Genomic DNA, 20,165 nt, shown 5'->3' with positions numbered 1-20,165 from the left:
CGGCCTGAGGAGAGAGATGCATGACGCAAGTCACGGTGAAAGAACTGGCCCTGGTGGTCGATACACCGGTCGAGCGCCTGCTGCAGCAGATGCGCGAGGCAGGGCTGTCGCATACCAGCGCCGAGCAGGTAGTGACCGATAATGAAAAGCAGGCCCTGTTGGCTCACCTCAAGAGCAGCCACGGTGTGAAGCTGGAGGAGCCGCGAAAGATTACCTTGCAACGCAAGACCACGACTACCTTGAGGGTCGCCGGTAGCAAGACCATCAGCGTCGAGGTGCGCAAGAAGAAGACCTATGTCAAGCGCAGCCCTGACGAACTCGAGGCCGAGAAGCAGCGCGAGCTTGAGGAGCAGCGCGCTGCCGAGGAGACCACCGCGCGCCAGAAGGCAGAGGAAGAGGCCAAGCGCCGTGCTGCCGAGCAGGAGGCGCAGCGTCAGGCCGAGGAGGCTGCTGCTGCGGCAGCGTCCTCGGCGAAGGAGCGGGAGCCGGCACTCAGTGTTGCGTCCGAGCCCGTTGCCGTCCCGGCCGCCAGCGAAGAGCGCAAGCGGGAAGAGCCTCGTCGTACCGAGAAGGAGAAGGTGCGCAATGTCGATGATGAGCGGCGTGAGCGCAAGAATGCCCAGCATCGCCCTTCCATCAAGGACAAGGCTCCCGCTGCCCGTGCGTCGGTACGCACCGTCGACGAAGAGGGCGAGGGCTTCGGTCGTCGCGGTGGTCGCGGTGGCAGGTCGAAGCTGAAGAAGCGCAACCAGCATGGCTTCCAGAGTCCGACCGGCCCTGTCGTGCGCGAGGTGACCATCGGCGAGACCATCACGGTCGCCGAACTGGCCCAGCAGATGTCGGTCAAGGCGGCCGAGGTCATCAAGTTCATGTTCAAGATGGGCACGCCGGTGACCATCAACCAGGTGCTCGACCAGGAAACCGCGCAACTGGTGGCCGAGGAACTGGGGCACAAGGTCAAGCTGGTCAGCGAGAATGCGCTGGAAGAACAGCTGGCCGAGTCCCTCAAGTTCGAGGGCGAAGCCGTGGCGCGCGCACCGGTGGTCACCGTCATGGGTCATGTCGACCATGGCAAGACCTCGCTGCTCGACTACATCCGTCGCACCAAGGTGGCGACCGGCGAGGCAGGTGGCATTACCCAGCACATCGGTGCCTACCATGTGGAAACCGATCGCGGCATGGTCACCTTCCTCGACACCCCCGGCCACGCTGCGTTCACCGCGATGCGTGCCCGGGGTGCCAAGGCCACCGACATCGTCATCCTCGTGGTGGCAGCCGACGATGGCGTGATGCCGCAGACCGAGGAGGCCATCCAGCATGCCAAGGCGGCCGGTGTGCCGATCGTCGTCGCGGTCAACAAGATCGACAAGCCGGCAGCCGATCTGGACCGGATCAAGAACGATCTGGCCGCACGCGACGTGATCCCGGAAGAGTGGGGTGGTACCACCCAGTTCGTCCCGGTTTCGGCAAAGGTCGGTACCGGTATCGACGAGTTGCTGGAAGCGGTGCTGCTGCAGGCCGAGGTGCTTGAGCTGACCGCTACGCCGAGTGCTCCGGGGCGCGGTGTGGTGATCGAGTCGCGTCTGGATAAGGGGCGTGGTCCGGTGGCGACCGTGCTGGTCCAGAACGGTACCCTGCGCCAGGGCGATGTCGTTCTTGCCGGTGTCAACTTCGGCCGTGTGCGGGCCATGCTGGACGAGAACGGCCAGCCCCTCAAGGAGGCCGGTCCGTCGATTCCGGTGGAAATTCTCGGCCTGGATTCCACGCCGGATGCGGGCGACGAGCTGACCGTGGTCACCGACGAGAAGAAGGCGCGCGAAGTGGCGCTGTTCCGTCAGGGCAAGTTCCGCGAGGTCAAGCTGGCTCGTCAGCATTCGGCCAAGCTGGAAAACATCTTCGAGACCATGGGCCAGGACGAGAAGAAGACCCTCAACATCGTCCTCAAGTCCGACGTGCGCGGTTCCTTGGAGGCCTTGCAGGGCGCTCTGGGCGAGCTCGGCAACGAGGAGGTCCAGGTCCGCGTGGTCGGTGGCGGCGTCGGCGGCATCACCGAGAGCGATGCCAACCTGGCACTGGCCTCCAATGCCGTGCTGTTCGGCTTCAACGTGCGCGCCGACGCCGGTGCGCGCAAGATCGTCGAGCAGGAAGGTCTGGACCTGCGCTACTACAACGTCATCTACGACATCATCGAGGATGTCAAGAAGGCGCTGTCGGGCATGCTGGGCAGCGAGGTGCGGGAGAACATCCTGGGCATCGCCGAGGTGCGCGACGTGTTTCGCTCGCCGAAGTTCGGCGCCGTCGCCGGCTGCATGGTGGTCGAGGGCAACGTCCATCGCAACCGTCCGATCCGCGTGCTGCGCGACGACGTGGTGATCTTCGAGGGCGAGCTGGAGTCCCTGCGCCGCTTCAAGGACGACGTCTCTGAAGTCCGGGCCGGCATGGAGTGCGGTATCGGCGTGAAGAGCTACAACGACGTCAAGGTCGGCGACAAGATCGAAGTGTACGAGAAGGTCCAGGTGGCGCGCTCGCTTTGATGCGCGTGCAAGCACGAAGCTGGAAGCACGAAGCCGGAGGCCGGAAGGCTCCCGGCTTCGGCTTCCAGCTTTTGGCTTATTGAGAGGCGAAATATGGCCAAAGACTACAGTCGCACCCAGCGCATCGGTGATCAGATGCAGCGTGAGCTGTCCCAGCTGATCCAGCGCGAGATCAAGGATCCGCGCCTCGGCATGGTCACCATTACTGCTGTCGAGGTCGCTCGCGATCTGTCCCATGCCAAGGTGTTCATCACCGTCATGGGCAAGGAAGACAGCGTCGAGGAGGTCAACCGAAACCTCGAGATTCTCAACGAGGCGGCCGGTTTCCTGCGCATGCATCTGGGCAAGGTGATGAAGCTGCGCAGCGTGCCGCAGCTGCACTTCAGTTATGATGCGAGCATTCGTCGGGGTGTCGAGTTGTCGGCTTTGATCGAGCGCGCGGTCGCTGAAGACCGGCTACATGCCGGCAAGGACGAGGAGTAAGGCGTGGCTCAGGGCAAACGTATCCGCCGCAAGGTCGATGGCATCCTGATTCTCGACAAGCCGCGCGGGCTGACCTCCAACGCCGCACTGCAGAAGGTCCGCTGGCTGTTGAATGCCGAGAAGGCCGGGCATACCGGCAGTCTCGATCCGCTGGCCACCGGCGTGCTGCCGTTGTGCTTCGGCGAGGCGACCAAGTTTTCCCAGTACCTGCTGGATGCCGACAAGGGCTACGAAACTCTGATGCATCTCGGCGTGGCCACGACCACGGGGGACGCCGAGGGCGAGGTGCTCGAGCGGCGCGAGGTGCTGCTCGGACGGGATGCGCTGGAGGCGGCGCTGGCGGATTTCCGTGGCGAGATCAGCCAGGTGCCGCCCATGTACTCGGCCCTCAAGCGCGACGGACAGCCGCTCTACAAGCTGGCTAGGGCCGGAGAGGTGGTGGAGCGCGAGGCACGTTCTGTTACTATTGCGCGCCTGGATCTGCTGGCCTTCGAGCCGCCGTTCGTACGGCTGGCGGTGGCCTGCAGCAAGGGAACCTACATTCGCTCCCTGGTCGAGGACATTGGCCGGACGCTCGAGCTCGGCGCGCATGTCGCGGAGTTGCGCCGGACCCAGGCCGGCCCCTTCGGCCTGGTCCAGACGGTTAGTCTCGAGGCTCTGGAGCAGGCCCACGCCCAAGGCGGCAGCGAGGCACTGGACCAGTTCCTGCTGCCGGCAGACAGCGGCCTGGAGCATTGGCCGTTGCTGCAGCTTTCCGAGCACAGCAGTTACTACTGGTTGCACGGGCAGCCGGTGCGCGCGCCCCAGTCGCCGAAGTTCGGTATGGTGCGAGTGCAGGATCACACAGGCCGCTTCATCGGCATCGGTGAGGTCGGCGACGACGGGCGCATCGCGCCGCGTCGATTGATTCGGTCGGAATGACCGATGCGAGGGTGGCTGTTAGCAGGCACGGTCATACCTCTTTCTCAAACACGGGAAGATGTTCCCGGCCTGCTGAAATCATTCGGTGCCACGGCCTGAATGGTTTCCCGACAGAGAGGATGCCCATCATGGCACTCACCGTTGAAGAAAAAGCCCAGATCGTCAACGAGTACAAGCAAGCTGAAGGCGATACCGGCTCCCCGGAAGTGCAGGTTGCCTTGCTGACCTTCAACATCAACAAGCTGCAGGATCACTTCAAGGCCAACGGCAAGGATCACCACTCCCGTCGTGGCCTGATCCGCATGGTCAACCAGCGCCGCAAGCTGCTGGATTACCTGAAGGGTAAGGACACCACTCGTTACAGCGCCCTGATCGGTCGCCTGGGCCTGCGTCGTTAAGACGCGCGCCAAGCTGGAAGCGGGAGGCTGGAAGTGAGACATCGTGCTTGCTTCCAGCCTTTTGCTTTCGGCTTCTCCCTTTTCAGGAAGCTCTCTGGGTCCGACTCCCACCTTCCTGAGGATTTCCCCCGAGCAACAAAGAGAAGGAAAATACCGTGAATCCGGTTATCAAGACATTCCAGTTCGGTCAGTCGACCGTCACCCTGGAGACCGGCCGCATCGCCCGCCAGGCCTCCGGCGCCGTATTGGTCACCGTCGACGAGGACGTGACTGTACTGGTCACCGTGGTCGGCGCCAAGCAGGCCGATCCGGGCAAGGGTTTCTTCCCGCTGTCCGTGCATTATCAAGAGAAGACCTACGCCGCCGGCCGAATCCCGGGTGGTTTCTTCAAGCGCGAAGGCCGCCCCAGCGAGAAGGAAACTCTGACCTCGCGGCTGATCGACCGGCCGATCCGCCCGCTGTTCCCGGAAGGCTTCATGAACGAGGTGCAGGTGATCTGCACCGTGCTTTCCACCAGTAAGAGGACCGATCCGGACATCGCTTCGATGATTGGCACCTCCGCCGCCCTGGCGGTCTCCGGGATTCCCTTCAGCGGCCCGATCGGCGCCGCCCGCGTGGGTTATCACGAGGAGACCGGCTACCTGCTGAACCCCACCTACGAGCAGCTCAAGGCCTCGCGCCTGGACATGGTGGTGGCCGGTACGGAATCTGCTGTGCTGATGGTCGAGTCCGAAGCCGAGGAGTTGACCGAGGACCAGATGCTGGGCGCCGTGCTGTACGCCCACGAGGAGTTCCAGGCGGTCATCCAGGCGATCAAGGAATTCGCCGCCGAGGCTGCCCGTCCGGCCTGGAGCTGGGAGCCGCCGACCGAGCCGAGCGCGCTGCTCGAGGCCATTCGCGCCGGGTTCGGCGAGGCGATCTCGCAGGCCTATACCATCACCGTCAAGCAGGAGCGCTACAATCGCCTTGACGAGCTGCGCGCCCAGGCCGTGGCTAGCCTGGCCGGCGAAGCCGAGGGCCAGCCGTCCGTCGGCGAGGTCAAGGATGCCTTCGGCCTGATCGAATACCGCACTGTGCGCGAGAACATCGTCGACGGCAAACCGCGCATCGACGGTCGCGACAACCGCACCGTGCGCCCGCTGAAGATCGAGGTCGGCGTGCTGCCGAAGACCCACGGTTCAGCCCTGTTCACCCGCGGTGAGACTCAGGCGCTGGTGGTGGCCACTCTGGGTACCGCGCGTGATGCCCAGGTGCTCGACACCTTGGAAGGCGAGCGCAAGGACAGCTTCATGCTGCACTACAACTTCCCGCCGTTCTCGGTGGGTGAGTGCGGCCGCATGGGCAGTGCCGGCCGTCGCGAGATCGGCCATGGCCGCCTGGCCCGCCGCGGTGTGCAGGCCATGCTGCCGAAGGGCGACGAGTTCCCCTATACCGTGCGTGTGGTCTCGGAAATCACTGAGTCCAACGGCTCCAGCTCCATGGCTTCGGTCTGCGGTGCCTCCCTGGCGCTGATGGATGCCGGCGTGCCGATGAAGGCGCCGGTAGCCGGTATCGCCATGGGTCTGGTCAAGGAAGGCGAGCGGTTCGCCGTGCTGACCGACATCCTCGGCGACGAGGACCACCTGGGCGACATGGACTTCAAGGTGGCCGGTACCGCCAAGGGCGTTACCGCGCTGCAGATGGACATCAAGATCCAGGGCATCACCGAGGAGATCATGGAGATCGCCCTGAACCAGGCGCTGGAAGCCCGCCTGAACATCCTCGGTCAGATGAGCCAGGTGATCGGCCAGTCGCGCAGCGAGCTGTCGGTCAACGCCCCGACCATGCTGGCGATGAAGATCGATCAGGACAAGATCCGCGACGTGATCGGCAAGGGTGGCGCCACCATCCGTGCCATCTGCGAGGAAACCAAGGCCTCGATCGACATCGAGGACGACGGCTCGATCAAGATCTTCGGCGAGACCCGCGAGGCAGCAGAGGCGGCCAAGCAGCGCGTGCTGTCCATTACCGCCGAGGCCGAGATCGGCAAGATCTACGTCGGCAAGGTCGAGCGCATCGTCGACTTCGGTGCCTTCGTCAACATCCTGCCGGGCAAGGATGGTCTGGTGCACATCTCGCAGATCAGCGACCAGCGTATCGAGAAGGTCACCGACGTGCTCAAGGAAGGCCAGGAGGTGAAGGTGCTGGTTCTCGATGTGGACAACCGTGGTCGCATCAAGCTGTCGATCAAGGACGTCGCCGCTGCCGAAGCTTCTGGCGTCTGACGCCATCGCCTCCAAGTGGAAAAGACGAGGGCCCTGCGGGGCCCTCGTTCGTTTCGGTACAGGACGTTCCCTACTGGACGCGACGGCTGTCGATGTCGACCAGACGGTTGCCTTCGAAGCGTAGAAAGTAGTACATGCCGTTGCGCGGGCCGTATACCCATTCCTCCACTACCAGCTCATGACGAAAACCCCAGTCGTCGCGCCGCTCGCGATAGCCGAGCAGATCGCGGCTGACCGGTTCGCCGCATTTGGTCAGGACTTCGTGGATGGAGTCGCCGGTGCTGATCAGCCGGTTGTCGCAGCGCAGGGTGGCGGCCAGGAGCAGCGTCGGTGCCAGGCCGAGCAGTGCGGCGAGCAGGCGCAGGAGATTCATTCGCGCACCTATTCGCTGGCCAGTTGCAGAGGGACACTGACGCGCTCGCCGGCGGGCGCCTCGCTGACGCCGACATCCAACTGGTAGATGCGCTGGTCGTCCAGGCCGACCTGTTCGACCAGGTAGGCCTTGATGCTGGTGGCGCGCGCCTGGGCCAGCTGGCGAAGCAGCAGCGTGCTGTCAGCCCAGTCGGTCAGCACGGCTTCGCGCAGCCGGGCGGCGCGCCGCTTCTTGTCCAGCCCGCTCCATTCCTCCGGCGGCTGTCGTTTCAGGCGGCTGCGGTAGATGCCCTCCAGCAGTGGCCCTTTCTTTCCCTCGGGTACCTTCAGCCCATCGGCGCTGGCCGGCACGCGCTCGCCCCGCCGCTGCAGAATGCTGTAGTAGAGCTCCCGGTATTCGCGCTCCAGGCGCTGTTCTGCCAGCAGGGGGCCGTCGCTGGCCTGAGCGCTCATGCCTTCGACCTCCAGGCGCAGCTGCGGACGCTCCTTCAGGGCCTTGCCGAGGGCATCCAGGTTGCGCTGCGCGGTAGCATCCAGTTCGCTACTGCCTGGCCTGAACTCGACCTGACTGAGATCGGCTTCGCCGTCGACGAGCCCGGCAATGAACTTGAACGGCGCTTGTGCCGTGCGCAGTACCAGATTGCGCAGGGTTTGCCAGACGATGGGCATGACCCTGAACTCGGGGTTGTTCAGATCGCCCTTGACCGGCAGGTCGATGGCGATCCGTCCCCGGCTGTCCTTCAGCAGGGCTACCGCCAGGCGGATCGGCAGGTCCACCGCATCCGGGCTGTCGACCTGCTCGCCCAGTTGCAGCTGCTCCAGGACCAGGCGGTTCTCGGCATTCAGCTGGCCCTTGTCGATGCGGTAGCGCAGGTCCAGGTTGAGCCGGCCCTTGCGGATGCGATAGCCGGCGAACTTGCCGGAGTAGGGGGTCAGGGTGGTCAGCTCGACGCGCTGGAAGCGGGTCGTGATGTCCAGGCTTTCGAGCGGATCGAAGGGGGTCAGACTGCCTTTGATGCTGACCGGAGCGTAGCGGTCCACCTTGCCCTTGACGTCCACCGTGGCCGGCTTCTGCCGGCGATTGTCCAGGCTGCCGATGCGCCCGTTGAGCTGCTGGATGGCGGTGGCGAAGTTGGGTTTCAGGCTGAAGTCGGCGAAGTTGGCCGAGCCGTCCTTGATCTCCACCGCACCAATGTGGATGCCCAGCGGCTGGGCAGCCGTTTTCTCCGTGGGGTACTTCGTGCCTTTTTGTGTCACCTGGGCTGGTTGCTTTTCCCCTTGGGGAATAAGCAGTTCGCTGACGTTGGTGCTCAGGTCCTCGTTGACGATGAAGCGGGCATAGGGCTGCTCGAGCACGATCCGCTCGATACCCAGCTGCTCGCCATGACGGTAGCGGAGGTTCTCGAGGGTCAGCTGTCGCCACTTGACGAAGTCGCGGTTCTTCAGGGTATCGAGGGTATGCAATTGTTTGACGGTGGCACGGCCGTCGACCTGCAGGGCCAGCTTTTCGCCGCCTTTCAGGTCGATTTTCAGGGCGCTGTCGAGTTGCCCGCTGCGCAGTTCCAGGTGAATGAACGGGGCGAGATAGGCCTGCGCCGGGCGTAGGTCTAGATCGCGGCTGTCGACCTGCAGTTGCGCGGCGAGAGGGCTCAGCCGTACTTGGCCGGCGGCCTTGAGGTGGCCCTCTCGGTCGATACCGCTATCCAGTTCGAGACGGAAGGGGGTCTGGCCGAGGCTGTCGAAGTCGCGCAGGGCGAGATCCAGCGGGCCGACCTGGAGCTCCACGTCCTGTTCCGGCACCCGGTCGGCCAGATGCAGGCGACTGCCGCGCAGGCGGACATCCGCCAACAGGATCTGCCAAGGCTTGCCGGGTTCTTTGTCGGGTTTGTCGGGCTGTTTATCCTTGGTTTTGGCGTCGCTCTGCTGTCCGGACGTGCTGGGGGCGAGCAGTTTCTGCCAGTCCAGCTCGCCATCGGCCTCGCGGGCCGCCCAGGTTTCCAGTCCCTGGCCCTGCAACTGGCCGATCGACACCTGGCGCCTAGTCAGATCGAGCGAGGTCTTGCCGATCTCCAGGCTCTTCAGGCGTGCCAGGGGACGGCCATCCGGCGCCGCGAGGGCAAACGGGGCGAGCTTGAGGACTGCATTCTGCAGTTGCAGCTGGACGCCTTCCGCCAGGTCCAGCCGGTAGTCGCTGCTCAGGCTGAACATGCCCTTCTCCAGCACCAGGGGCGCGGCATCCCGCACATAGGGCCACCAGGGACGCAGGCTGGCCTGATCGATGCCCAGTTTGCCGCTGGAGCGCAGCGGAATCAGGCTGAGCTGCCCGCGCCAGTCGATCCGCCCGGCATTCCGGTCGCTGGCCTGCAGATTCAGCTCGGCTGTGTCGTTCGGCAGGGTGCCGAGATGGCGCAGCTCGAGGGCGAGGTCGTTATAGCGGGCCTCGACCGGCTCGCTCGGCCGTCGGTCCTGAAAGTGCAACTGGCCGCCCGTCAGCAGGAAGTGGTCGAGGCGTACTGGAAAGGGGGCTCCAGCGGACTCTTCCGCCTTCTCCGGAGAGGGCGCCGGAAGCTTGAACAGGCGGGCCAGATTGAGCGTGCCCTGCTTGTCGAACAGCACTTCCACCTGCGGGCGTTCCAGTTGTATCTCGGCCAGATGCAAGTGGCCGCGCCACAGGCTGTCCCACTCCAGCTTGCCGTACAGGCGTTCGAAGGCCAATTGTTCGCGGCCCGTTTCGCCGAGGCGCAATCGGTGCAGGGTCAGCTCCAGAGTGAAAGGGTTGAATTCCAGGCGCTCGAGGCTGGCGGGCTGGGTGACGAAGCGGGGCAGTTGCCGGTTGATCGCCTGCTGGGCAACGCCTGGGAGAACGAGGAAGCCGAGCAGGCTGTAGAGGGCGGGCGCGATTGCCAGGGTGGCGAGGGTGGGCTTCAGTCCTTTGGGCATGGAGGTGCATCTTTTCCGGCAATACATGGCTGGGAGTATGGCATGGGAGCCCTGTTCCCCGAAGCCAAGCCGGCCGCGCGTTGTTCCATCGGGAGGGACTGGGAAGGAAGCGGGGCAGAGGTGTCTCTCCCCCTGCTTCCTGCCTTTCCTTGCGCCGGCCTCAGTGGTTCAGGCGACTGTCGATCAGCTCTTGGAGCACCGAGGGATCGGACAGTGTCGAGGTATCGCCCAGATTGTCCAGTTCGTTGCAGGCGATCTTGCGCAGGATGCGCCGCATGATCTTGCCCGAGCGGGTCTTCGGCAGGCGCGGTGCCCATTGCAGGAAGTCCGGCTTGGCGAAGCTGCCGATTTCTCGGCTGACCTGATCGATCAGTTCCCGCTTGAGCTGATCGCTGGGCTGGCTGCCGGTCACTAGGGTGACGAAGGCGTAGACGCACTGGCCCTTGACGTCGTGGGGACAGCTCACCACGGCGGCTTCGGCGACGCAGTCGTGGAGCACCAGGGCGCTTTCCACTTCGGCGGTGCCGATGCGGTGGCCGGAGACATTGATTACATCGTCGACCCGGCCGGTGATCCAGTAGTCGCCATCCTCGTCCCGACGCGCGCCGTCGCCGGTGAAGTAGTAGCCGCGGTAGGGCTTGAAATAGGTGTCGATCAGGCGCTGGTGATCGCCGTAGATGCTGCGGATCTGGCTCGGCCAGCTGGCCTTGATCACCAGCACGCCGGCGCCGGGGCCTTCGATCTCCTTGCCCTTCTCGTCGAGCAGCGCCGGTTGCACGCCGAAGAATGGACGGGTTGCCGAGCCGGGCTTGAGCAGGGTGGCGCCGGGCAGGGGGGTGATCATGATGGCGCCGGTTTCGGTCTGCCACCAGGTGTCGACGATCGGGCAGCGGCCTTCGCCGACCACGTGGAAGTACCACTCCCAGGCTTCCGGGTTGATCGGCTCGCCCACCGAGCCGAGCAGGCGCAGGCTGGCGCGCGAGGTCTTCCTGACCGGGCCTTCGCCTTCGCGCATCAGCGAGCGCAGTGCGGTGGGTGCGGTATAGAAGATGTTGACCTGGTGCTTGTCGACGACTTGCCAGAAGCGCGAGGCGTCCGGATGGTTGGGGACGCCCTCGAAGATCAGGGTGGTGGCGCCGTTGGCCAGTGGGCCGTAGACGATGTAGCTGTGTCCGGTGATCCAGCCGATGTCGGCGCTGCACCAGTAGATGTCGCCGTCGTGGTAGTCGAACACGTACTTGTGGGTCATCGCCGCCTGCAGCAGGTAGCCGCCGGTGGTGTGCAGCACGCCCTTCGGCTTGCCGGTGCTGCCCGAGGTGTAGAGGATGAACAGCGGTGCCTCGGCGTCCATCGGCTCGGCCGGGCAGTCGGCGCTGCAGCCCGGTACGGCCTCGTGGTACCAGAGATCGCGGCCTTCGCTCCAGTCGATGTTGCCGCCGGTATGGCGTACCACCACCATGGTGGAGAGGTTCGGGCAGCTCTGCAGGGCCTTGTCGGCATTGCGCTTGAGGGGCACGACCTTGCCGCCGCGCACGCTCTCGTCGGCGGTGATCAGCAGGCGGCAATCGGCGTCGAGGATGCGGTCGCGCAGGGCCTCCGGGGAGAAGCCGCCGAACACCACCGAATGGACGGCGCCGATGCGGGCGCAGGCGAGCATGGCATAGGCGGCCTCGGGAATCATCGGCATATAGATGCAGACCCGGTCGCCCTTGCCGACGCCGCGGTTTTTCAGCAGATTGGCCAGGCGGCAGACCTGCTCGTGCAGCTGGCGGTAGGTGATCCGTGCGGAATCGGCTGGATTGTCGCCTTCCCAGATGATCGCCACCTGATCGCCGCGCTGCTTCAGGTGCCGGTCGATGCAGTTGTGGGCGACGTTCAACTGGCCGCCCTCGAACCAACTGGTCTGGCCCTTGTTCATGTCCCCGCGATGGACGTTCTGCCAAGGCTCGAACCAGTCTAGGAAGGCCTTGGCCTGTTCGGCCCAGAAGCTGTCCGGTTGTTCGACCGATTGCCGATACAGGCGCAGATAGTCGTCATTGTCCAGCCAGCTGTGCTGGCGCGATGCTTCGCTGACGGGATGGTTGGCGATCTTGAACATGGCGGCTCCTTGTTGTTGTGTGTCCGCGGGTGACGTAATCGTGGACCCACGGACCGCCGGGTTCAAGTTTCGCAAGGGGGGGGGCGCAGGAGGGGGCGTGCAGGCCGGACGGGGCCTGCGCGCCGGGTGGATTCAGCCGCGGTGGCGGCCGCGGAAGTAGTCGATCAGGCCTTGGGTCGAGGCATCCTCGGCCACTGACTCGTCATGGCCGGTCAGTCGCGGATAGACGCTCTTGCCGAGCTCCTTGCCGAGCTCGACGCCCCACTGGTCGAAGGCGTTGATGCCCCAGATGACGCTCTGTGCGAACACCTTGTGTTCGTAGAGGGCGACCAGCGCGCCGAGGCGGCGCGGGCTGACGCGCTCCATCACCAGGGTGTTGCTCGGCCGGTTGCCGGGGATCACCTTGTGCGGCGCCAGGCGCTGCACCTGCTCCTCGCTCATGCCCCTGGCGCGCAGTTCGGCCTCGGCTTCCGCGCGGTTCTTGCCGCACATCAGGGCCTGGCTCTGCGACAGGCAGTTGGCGTACAGCCACTGATGGTGGTCGGCCACCGGGTTGTGGCTGACCACCGGCACGATGAAGTCCGCCGGAATCAGCAGGGTGCCCTGGTGCAGCAGCTGATGGTAGGCGTGCTGGCCGTTGCAACCGACGCCGCCCCAGATCACCGGACCGGTATTGCAGGAAACCGGGCTGCCGTCCTGGCGAACGCTCTTGCCGTTGGACTCCATGTCCAGCTGCTGCAGGTGCTGGGTGATGTTCCGCAGGTAGTGGTCGTAGGGCAGGATGGCGTGGCTCTGCGCGCCCCAGAAATTGCCGTACCAGACGCCGAGCATGGCCAGCAGCACCGGCATGTTGCCTTCGAAGGGCGCGTTCAGGAAGTGCTGGTCCATGGCGTAGGCGCCGGAGAGCAGATCCTTGAAATTGGCCATGCCGATGGCCAGGGCGATCGGCAGGCCGATGGCCGACCACAGCGAATAGCGTCCGCCGACCCAGTCCCACATGGGAAAGATGTTCTCCTCGCGGATGCCGAAGGCCACCGCTGCCTCGATGTTGCTGGAGACGGCGATGAAATGGCGGTGCAGCTCGCTTTCCGTGCCGCCCTGGGCCAGGTACCAGGTGCGTGCTGCCTGGGCGTTCTTCAGAGTCTCCAGGGTGCCGAAGGACTTCGAGGAGACGATGAACAGGGTGGTCTCGGCACGCAGGCGGGTGGACAGTTCATGGAACTCGCTGCCGTCGATGTTCGCCAGGTAGTGGCAGCGCACACCGCGCTGGGCGAAGGGCAGCAGGGCCTCGGAGACCAGTTGGGGGCCCAGGAAGGAGCCGCCGATGCCAATGTTCACCACATCGGTGATGGGTTTTTCCGAGTAGCCGCGCCACAGGCCGTCATGGATGCGGCCGACCAGTTCGGTCATCTGGTTGAGTACCCGATGAACCTGGGGAATCAGGTTCACGCCGTCGACCACCAGGCGGTCGCCGACCGGCCGGCGCAGCGCGGTGTGCAGCGCCGGACGGCCTTCGGAGGCGTTCACCGCTTCGCCTTCGAACAGCGCATGGATGGCTCTTTCCAGCCCGGCTTCCCGTGCCAGGCGCATCAGCAGACTGCGGGTCTCCTGGGTCAGCAGGTTCTTCGAGTAGTCGAGAAACAGACCGCTGCTGCTCAGGGAGAACTCGGCGAAGCGCTGCGGATCGTTCTGGAAGGCCTCGCGCATGCTGAAGGACTGCATGACTTCGCGATGCTGGCGGAGCGCCTCCCAGGAACTCAGGGTAGTCACATCGAGAGGTTGCTGGTAGTGCGGCATGGGATTCTGCTTCCTGTGGGGCTGTGCGGATAGCAAAAAGCCCGGAGTATTCCGGGCTTTTCGGGAGGGACGCCTGCAGCGCACATGGCAAAAGGCGGAGGGGCCGGTGGCGTGGGTGAGCGACTCAGGCAACCTGGACCGGGATCGCGTTGCTGGTATGGCTGAGCACGTTGCCGGGCGCCATGTACAGCATGCGCGGCTTGTGCGTGGCCAGCTCCGCCTCGCTGTAATGGGCATAGGCGCAGATGATCACGCGGTCGCCCTTCTGCGCCTTGTGCGCGGCGGCGCCGTTCACCGAGATCATCTTCGAGCCGTCCTCGGCGCGGATTGCGTAGGTGGTGAAACGCTCGCCGTTGTCGACATTGTAGATCTGGATCTGCTCGTATTCATGGATACCTGCCAGATCCAGCCATTCCCCATCAATGGCGCAGGAGCCTTCGTAATCGAGCACCGAGTGGGTCACCTCGGCACGGTGCAGTTTGGCCTTGAGCATGATGGCATGCATGGCGATTCCTCTTCAGGTTCCACTGGCGGCGGCTGAGTTTGCCTTAACCGTCAGGGGGGATCAAGAAAACGGCCCGCCGGGACCGACCTGCGGACCGTCCCGGCGAGCCTTCGTCATTGTTCAGTCGCCGCTGATATCGACGCTCAGGTTGTCGATCAGGCGGGTGGTGCCCAGATAGGCTGCTCCGAGCACGACCAGCCGGTGGTCCCCGGGGTTCGCCGGGCGCAGGCTGGCGGCTTCGCGGATCTCCAGGTAGTCGGGGCGGAAGCCGGACTGCCGCAGCGTTTCCAGTCCCCGGGCGCAGAGTGTGGTGAAGTCCCGCTCGCCTGCCTGGATGGCTGTGCCGATATCGCACAGGGTGCGGTACAACGCCGGCGCCACGCTCCGCTGCTCGTCGTTCAGGTAGCCGTTGCGCGAAGACAGCGCCAGGCCGTCGGCGGCGCGCACGGTGGGCTCGCCGAAGATCTGGATCGGCATGTTGAGGTCGCGCACCAGGGCGCGGATCACCGCCAGCTGCTGGTAGTCCTTCTCGCCGAACAGGGCGATGTCGGGCTGGGCGATATTGAACAGCTTGGTCACCACGGTGGCGACCCCCTCGAAGTGGCCGGGACGCGTTGCGCCGCAGAGTCCCTCGGAGACGCCAGGAACGGCAATGCGCGTCTGCCCCTGCATGCCGCCCGGATACATCTCCTCGGCGCTGGGGGCGAACAGCAGGTTGCAACCGCCCTCGAGCAGCTTTTCCTGGTCGGCGGCGAGGGTGCGCGGATATTTATCCAGATCCTCGGTGGGGCCGAACTGCAGGGGGTTGACGAAGATGCTGGCGACCACGAAGTCGGCGCGCTGGCGGGCCTTGTCAACCAAGGCGATGTGGCCGGCGTGCAGGTTGCCCATGGTCGGCACCAGGGCGATGCGCTTGCCTTCGCCACGGGCCCGGGCGATGGCGGCACGCAGTTCGCGGACGGTCTTGAAGGTGATCATGCTGAAAATCCATGTTCGGCTGTGGGGAATTCGCCTTGCTTGACTGCGTTGGCGTAGGCGGCAAAGGCTGCCTGGATGTTGTCCTGGCCGGCCATGAAGTTTTTCACGAACTTCGGCGTGCGCCCGCTCAGGGACAGCCCGAGCATGTCGTGCATGACCAGTACCTGGCCGTCGGTGGCGGCGCCGGCGCCGATGCCGATGACCGGCACGCCCGCCGCCCGGGTGATCTGTTCTGCCAGCGGGCTGGGCACGCACTCCAGCAGCAGCATGGCTGCACCGGCCCGCTCCAGGGCTTCGGCATCGGCACGCAGCTGCTGTGCCCGGCCCTCGTCGCGACCCTGCACCTTGTAGCCGCCGAACAGGTTCACCGACTGCGGGGTCAGGCCCAGATGCACGCAGGTCGGGATGCCGTTCTCGGCCAGGCGCGTCACGGTCTCGCACAGCCAGGCTCCGCCTTCCAGCTTGACCATGTGGGCTCCGGCACGCATGACCTGGGCGCTGCTTTCCAAGGCCTGATCGAGGGTGGCGTAGGCCATGAACGGCAGGTCGGTAACGATCAGTGCGCCGCGGTTGCCGCGTTTGACGCAGGCAGTGTGGTAGGCCATCTCGGCCACGCTGGTTGGCAGAGTGCTGTCATGACCTTGCAGGACCATGCCCAGGGAGTCGCCGACCAGCAGCACCTCGATGCCTGCCTGGCAGGCGGTCTGGGCGAAGGTGGCGTCATAGCAGGTCAGCATGGCGATTTTTTCGCCGCGCTGCTTGAGGCCTTGCAGGGTGGTCAGGGTTACATCAGGCATGTCGGTTTCGTCCTGGTCGGCATCGGCGGACACCGATGCGGAGCAATGGGAGGCCTATAGTCCAGATGGGGGGGCTTCAAGTCAATTGGCGCTTTGGGCGTCCGGCTCCGGTTCGGTGCGGCGACGCAACCCCTGTGCCGGGCAGGTGGCGAGCAGCTCATCGAGTGAGCGGCCGTCCGGCAGGTGCAGCCCGGGAGCGATCTCGGCCAGTGGATAGACCACGAAGGGGCGCGCATGGAGGTGGTAGTGGGGAACGGTCAGGCGCTCTTCGTGCAGTTGACGGTCGCCGAACAGCAGGATGTCCAGATCCAGGGTGCGCGGGCCCCAGCGCTCCGCCTTGCGTACCCGGCCCTGCTCCCGTTCGATCGCCTGCAGGGCATCGAGCAGTTCGAGGGGGGCCAGCGCAGAGTCCAGTGCGGCGACGGCATTCACGTAACACGGCTGGTCGGCGGGCCCCAGGGGGTCGCTGTCATAGAAGGAGGAAACCGCCACCAGGCGGGTGCGGGGCAGGGCCTGCAGGGCGGCGAGGGCGGCGCGCAGCTGCGCGGCGGGATCGGCCAGGTTGCTGCCCAAACCTATATAGACGCGCTCCACGTTCAATCCCGCTCCGGTGCAGCGTCCGAGCCGCGGCGTCGCCGGCCGCCGCTGCGGCGGCGCTTGCGCGGGGCGGCGCCGGCCTCTTCCTTGTTGCCGAGGGCGCGGATCATGTTGCGCCTTTCGCTGTCGCTGGCCTCCTGGTAATCGGTCCACCAGTCGCCCAGTCCGCCGGTCTGCTCGCCAGCCTCCTCGCGCAAGAGAAGGAAGTCGTAGCCGGCGCGGAAGCGCGGGTGCTCGAGCAGCAGATCGGCTCGCTTGCCCTGACGGCGCGGCAGGCGCTCCTGCAGGTCCCAGATTTCCCGGGCCGGTATGGTGAAGCGCTTGGGAATCGCGGTTCGCCGGCACTGTTCGGTGATCACCAGGTGGGCCGCCTCCTGCAGTGCCGGGAGCGGCGGCATGCCGCGCTCCTGCAGCGCCAGGGCCCGGGGCGGCAGGGCTGGCCAGAGCAGGGCGGCGAACAGGAAGGCGGGCGTCACCGGCTTGCCCTGCACGATTCGCTCGTCGGTATTGGCCAGGGCCTGGCGAATCAGTCGACTGGCATACCCTGGGTTGCGCTCCAGAGCCTCGGCCGTGGCGGGGAACAGGGGGGCAAACAGGTCGTATTCGAGCAGCAGTTCGAAGGTGTCCTCGGCATAACCGGACAGGAACAGCTTGAGCACCTCGTCGAACAGGCGGGGGGCAGGGATGTCGCGCAGCAGCGGGGCGAGCCGGCGGATCGGCGCGGCGCTGTGATGCTCGATGTCGAAGTCGAGCTTGGCGGCGAAGCGCACGGCACGCAGCATGCGCACCGGATCCTCCAGGTAGCGCTGTTCGGGATCGCCGATCAGGCGGACCAGGTGGTTGCGGATGTCGTGTACGCCGTGGGCGTAGTCGAGGATGCGCTCATGGGTGACGTCGAAATACAGGGCGTTGATGGTGAAGTCGCGGCGTTGGGCATCCTCTTCCAGGGTGCCGTAGACGTTGTCGCGCAGGATCCGGCCGCTTTCGTGGCGCGCTGCCAGGTGGTTGTCCTCGTCGTCGTCCTCATCGTCCGGGTGGTGGGCACGGAAGGTGGCGACCTCGATGATCTCCCGGCCGAACTGCACGTGGACCAGCTTGAAGCGGCGGCCGATCACCCGCGCATTGCGGAACTCCGCGCGGACCTGTTCGGGCGTGGCGCTGGTGGCGACGTCAAAGTCCTTCGGCTCGATGTCGAGCAGCAGGTCCCGAACGCAGCCGCCGACGACGTAGGCCTGGTAGCCGGCATTCTGCAGGCGCTCCACCACGCTGACGGCATGGCGGCTGATGTCGGCACGGCGCAGCGGATGCTGCTGGCTGCCAAGGACCTCCGGCGTGCTGCGCGGATGGGGGCGGTTCAGGGATAGGCGAAAGGACTTGAACAGCTTCTTCAGCATTGGAGATGGACTGCTTGACGGAGTGACCGGCCAGACACGAGCTTGACCGCGGAATGACTGCGGATTCTAGCATCGGCACCGGAGGATATACGAAGCCGGAATGGCTCACGAGCGCAGAAAGGGAGCCGAAGCTCCCTTTCAAATCGAGGTGCGTGCGTTGTTCTTGTTCTGTTTCGGGCTTGTTGTTCTTGTTGTGTGCCCGTCCCGGTTGGCTCGTTGGCTCCGGGATGGCCCCCAACAGGGGAGCCAATAGCAAACGGATTTCTTTGGTCGCAGGTATTGCCTGGATCCTGCGGATCCACCAGTTCGGGTGCTGCCTCAAGGCAGTTTTGTTGTTCTCGGCCTGGCTGCGGGCTTGGCCCGGCGGGCATGCGCTACTCCAAAAAAATCGGTTGGCCCCGTCTCCGCGTCGTTGTTCTTGTTGGGCTGGAGTCGTGTCAGTCGTTCTTATTAGGTGTGGTACGTCTTGTTATTGTTGTTGTGCGAATTAAGAAGCAGATGTCATGCCATGAATTAAAAATTTCTTTTTAATCAATTAATTAGCTTTATTTTTGTGTGGCGTTGGGAAAGGGTTAGCTGGGCTTTGGTTACTTGTCGACCCGGTTTCTGTTACCACCTTTGTCGGGGGTAACAGCCTGCTGGCAGCCGGCTGTTACCCTGATGGCACTCAGGAGCCGCTGGGCGCTCCCGACTTGCGGCGCGGGATACCGAGGCGCTGGCGGCGTTCCCACAGGCACTTGCGGCTGATGCCGAGCTTGCGGGCCAGTTCGGTCTCGGTCATGTGGTCCTGATGCTCCAGGACGAAGTGCTGGAAGTAGTCCTCCAGCGAGAGATCCTCGGTGGGCTCGTGGCTGCCACCGACCTCCGGACCGGGTAGTTCGGCGAAGCCCTCGTCCTCCAGGTCCTCCAGTTCGAGGTCGATGCCCAGAAGGTCGGCGGGTATCGACTGGCCCTCACAGAGAATCACCGCGCGCTCGATGGCGTTTTCCAGCTCGCGCACGTTGCCCGGCCAGGTGTACTGGCCGATGGTCCGCTCGGCCTCGGGGGAGAAGCGCATTTCGCCGCGGCCCATGCGCTGGCTCTGGCGCTTGAGGAAGGCCCGGGCGATCAGCAGGACATCGTCTTCACGGTCGCGCAGGGCCGGCAGCTTCAGCGAGATGACGTTGAGTCGGTAGAACAGGTCCTCGCGGAACTGGCCGGTCTTGGCCAGTGTCTTGAGGTCGCGGTGGGTGGCGGCGATCAGGCGGACATCGACCTTCTGCGACTGCACCGAGCCGACCCGGCGGATCTCGCCCTCCTGCAGCACGCGCAGCAGGCGGGCCTGGGCCTCCAGAGGCAGCTCGCCGATCTCGTCGAGGAACAGGGTGCCGCCGTCGGCGGCCTCGACCAAGCCGGTACGGCCGGCGACGGCGCCGGTGAAGGCGCCTTTTTCGTGGCCGAAGAGTTCGGACTCGATGAGGGTTTCCGGAATCGCCGCGCAGTTCACCGAGATCAGCGGCGCCTTGGCGCGCTTCGACAGATTGTGCAGGGCGCGGGCGACCAGCTCCTTGCCGGTGCCGGATTCACCCTGGATCAGCACCGTGGAGTCGGTCGGGGCGACCTTGCGGATCTTGTTGAACAGGTCCTGCATGGCCGGACAGGAGCCGATGATGCCGATCTCGCCGCTGGCCGGGGCAGGAGCCAGGGGCGCCGCTTCGGCGGGCACGGTCGGTGGCGGCGCCTGGCGCCGCTCGCTGAGAATGCGCGCCACGGTCTGGAGCATCTCGTCGTGGTCGAAGGGCTTGGCAATGTAGTCCATCGCGCCCATCTTCATCGAGTCCACCGCCGAGCGCAGGCTCGCATAGCTGGTCATGATCAACACCGGCGTACCCTCGGCCAGGCGGATCAGTTCGGTGCCGGGCGCACCGGGCAGGCGCAGATCGCTGATGATCAGGTCGAAGCCGGGAAGGCTGTAGCGCTCCTGGGCTTCCTGCACCGAGCCGGCCTCGCTGACCTGGTAGTGGTTGCGTTCCAGCAGACGGCGCAGGGCGGAGCGGATGATGGTTTCGTCTTCGACGATCAGAATATGTGGCATCGGACGGGCTCTC

15 protein-coding genes are annotated in these 20,165 nt (G+C 65.0%); 5 read left to right on the top strand and 10 right to left on the bottom strand.

The window, feature by feature from the left end:
• The first annotated feature begins 20 nt into the window (after window positions 1–20).
• From infB to pnp, 5 genes are all read left to right on the top strand, one after another.
• Window positions 21–2,534 carry a translation initiation factor IF-2 gene (gene infB, locus GCU53_RS08535; protein ID WP_152387240.1) on the top strand — a complete coding sequence of 838 codons (2,514 nt, stop codon included), beginning with the start codon at window positions 21–23 and terminating at the stop codon, window positions 2,532–2,534.
• Between the two features lie 93 nt (window positions 2,535–2,627).
• Complete coding sequence (gene rbfA / locus GCU53_RS08530) at window positions 2,628–3,017, top strand: 30S ribosome-binding factor RbfA (RefSeq protein ID WP_152387239.1); 390 nt, start codon at window positions 2,628–2,630, stop codon at window positions 3,015–3,017.
• Window positions 3,018–3,020: 3 nt separating this feature from the next.
• A complete protein-coding gene (gene truB, locus GCU53_RS08525; RefSeq protein ID WP_152387238.1) occupies window positions 3,021–3,938 on the top strand; it encodes a tRNA pseudouridine(55) synthase TruB in 918 nt (305 codons plus the stop codon).
• A gap of 128 nt (window positions 3,939–4,066) precedes the next feature.
• The gene (rpsO, locus tag GCU53_RS08520; protein WP_039802075.1) at window positions 4,067–4,336 is read left to right on the top strand and encodes a 30S ribosomal protein S15; all 270 of its coding nucleotides are present in this window, start codon (window positions 4,067–4,069) and stop codon (window positions 4,334–4,336) included.
• Between the two features lie 155 nt (window positions 4,337–4,491).
• Complete coding sequence (pnp, locus tag GCU53_RS08515) at window positions 4,492–6,600, top strand: polyribonucleotide nucleotidyltransferase (protein ID WP_152387237.1); 2,109 nt, start codon at window positions 4,492–4,494, stop codon at window positions 6,598–6,600.
• Window positions 6,601–6,670: 70 nt separating this feature from the next.
• Here the strand turns inward: pnp and GCU53_RS08510 are convergent, their stop codons facing one another.
• The 10 genes from GCU53_RS08510 to GCU53_RS08465 all read right to left on the bottom strand — a co-directional run bounded on the left by GCU53_RS08510 (window position 6,671) and on the right by GCU53_RS08465 (window position 20,152).
• Window positions 6,671–6,973: a DUF2845 domain-containing protein gene (locus GCU53_RS08510; protein WP_208845461.1), complete on the bottom strand. Its 303-nt coding sequence runs from the start codon at window positions 6,971–6,973 to the stop codon at window positions 6,671–6,673.
• Window positions 6,974–6,981: 8 nt separating this feature from the next.
• The gene (locus GCU53_RS08505) at window positions 6,982–9,912 is read right to left on the bottom strand and encodes a DUF748 domain-containing protein (RefSeq protein WP_152387235.1); all 2,931 of its coding nucleotides are present in this window, start codon (window positions 9,910–9,912) and stop codon (window positions 6,982–6,984) included.
• A 160-nt stretch (window positions 9,913–10,072) separates the two neighbouring features.
• Entirely contained in the window at window positions 10,073–12,010 is a 1,938-nt protein-coding gene (gene acs / locus GCU53_RS08500; RefSeq protein WP_152387234.1) for an acetate--CoA ligase, read from the bottom strand.
• A 132-nt stretch (window positions 12,011–12,142) separates the two neighbouring features.
• Complete coding sequence (pgi, locus tag GCU53_RS08495) at window positions 12,143–13,807, bottom strand: glucose-6-phosphate isomerase (RefSeq protein WP_152387233.1); 1,665 nt, start codon at window positions 13,805–13,807, stop codon at window positions 12,143–12,145.
• A 124-nt stretch (window positions 13,808–13,931) separates the two neighbouring features.
• Window positions 13,932–14,312, bottom strand: coding sequence for an aspartate 1-decarboxylase (panD, locus tag GCU53_RS08490; protein WP_012702764.1), 381 nt, complete (start codon window positions 14,310–14,312; stop codon window positions 13,932–13,934).
• A 120-nt stretch (window positions 14,313–14,432) separates the two neighbouring features.
• Window positions 14,433–15,290 (bottom strand): pantoate--beta-alanine ligase, encoded by an 858-nt coding sequence (gene panC / locus GCU53_RS08485; protein ID WP_152387232.1) that lies wholly within the window; start codon window positions 15,288–15,290, stop codon window positions 14,433–14,435.
• Complete coding sequence (panB, locus tag GCU53_RS08480; RefSeq protein WP_152387231.1) at window positions 15,287–16,087, bottom strand: 3-methyl-2-oxobutanoate hydroxymethyltransferase; 801 nt, start codon at window positions 16,085–16,087, stop codon at window positions 15,287–15,289. Before panB ends, panC begins: the two co-directional genes overlap by 4 nt.
• A gap of 81 nt (window positions 16,088–16,168) precedes the next feature.
• The gene (folK, locus tag GCU53_RS08475) at window positions 16,169–16,681 is read right to left on the bottom strand and encodes a 2-amino-4-hydroxy-6-hydroxymethyldihydropteridine diphosphokinase (RefSeq protein ID WP_152389825.1); all 513 of its coding nucleotides are present in this window, start codon (window positions 16,679–16,681) and stop codon (window positions 16,169–16,171) included.
• 2 nt (window positions 16,682–16,683) lie between these two features.
• Complete coding sequence (locus tag GCU53_RS08470; protein WP_152387230.1) at window positions 16,684–18,078, bottom strand: polynucleotide adenylyltransferase PcnB; 1,395 nt, start codon at window positions 18,076–18,078, stop codon at window positions 16,684–16,686.
• Window positions 18,079–18,745: 667 nt separating this feature from the next.
• A complete protein-coding gene (locus GCU53_RS08465) occupies window positions 18,746–20,152 on the bottom strand; it encodes a sigma-54-dependent transcriptional regulator (protein WP_152387229.1) in 1,407 nt (468 codons plus the stop codon).
• Window positions 20,153–20,165 lie beyond the last annotated feature (13 nt).

This window comes from Azotobacter salinestris, from assembly GCF_009363155.1.
GTDB lineage: Bacteria > Pseudomonadota > Gammaproteobacteria > Pseudomonadales > Pseudomonadaceae > Azotobacter > Azotobacter salinestris.
This window is presented reverse-complemented; position numbering and strand designations above follow the sequence as displayed.

What these genes read in the sequence shown, in the direction of transcription:
- infB (WP_152387240.1), top strand. Translation starts at nt 21, where the DNA reads ATGACGCAAGTCACGGTGAAAGAACTGGCCCTGGTGGTCGATACACCG.
- rbfA (WP_152387239.1), top strand. Translation starts at nt 2,628, where the DNA reads ATGGCCAAAGACTACAGTCGCACCCAGCGCATCGGTGATCAGATGCAG.
- rpsO (WP_039802075.1), top strand. Translation starts at nt 4,067, where the DNA reads ATGGCACTCACCGTTGAAGAAAAAGCCCAGATCGTCAACGAGTACAAG.
- GCU53_RS08510 (WP_208845461.1), bottom strand. Translation starts at nt 6,973, where the DNA reads ATGAATCTCCTGCGCCTGCTCGCCGCACTGCTCGGCCTGGCACCGACG.
- GCU53_RS08505 (WP_152387235.1), bottom strand. Translation starts at nt 9,912, where the DNA reads ATGCCCAAAGGACTGAAGCCCACCCTCGCCACCCTGGCAATCGCGCCC.
- acs (WP_152387234.1), bottom strand. Translation starts at nt 12,010, where the DNA reads ATGTTCAAGATCGCCAACCATCCCGTCAGCGAAGCATCGCGCCAGCAC.
- pgi (WP_152387233.1), bottom strand. Translation starts at nt 13,807, where the DNA reads ATGCCGCACTACCAGCAACCTCTCGATGTGACTACCCTGAGTTCCTGG.
- panD (WP_012702764.1), bottom strand. Translation starts at nt 14,312, where the DNA reads ATGCATGCCATCATGCTCAAGGCCAAACTGCACCGTGCCGAGGTGACC.
- panC (WP_152387232.1), bottom strand. Translation starts at nt 15,290, where the DNA reads ATGATCACCTTCAAGACCGTCCGCGAACTGCGTGCCGCCATCGCCCGG.
- panB (WP_152387231.1), bottom strand. Translation starts at nt 16,087, where the DNA reads ATGCCTGATGTAACCCTGACCACCCTGCAAGGCCTCAAGCAGCGCGGC.
- GCU53_RS08470 (WP_152387230.1), bottom strand. Translation starts at nt 18,078, where the DNA reads ATGCTGAAGAAGCTGTTCAAGTCCTTTCGCCTATCCCTGAACCGCCCC.
- GCU53_RS08465 (WP_152387229.1), bottom strand. Translation starts at nt 20,152, where the DNA reads ATGCCACATATTCTGATCGTCGAAGACGAAACCATCATCCGCTCCGCC.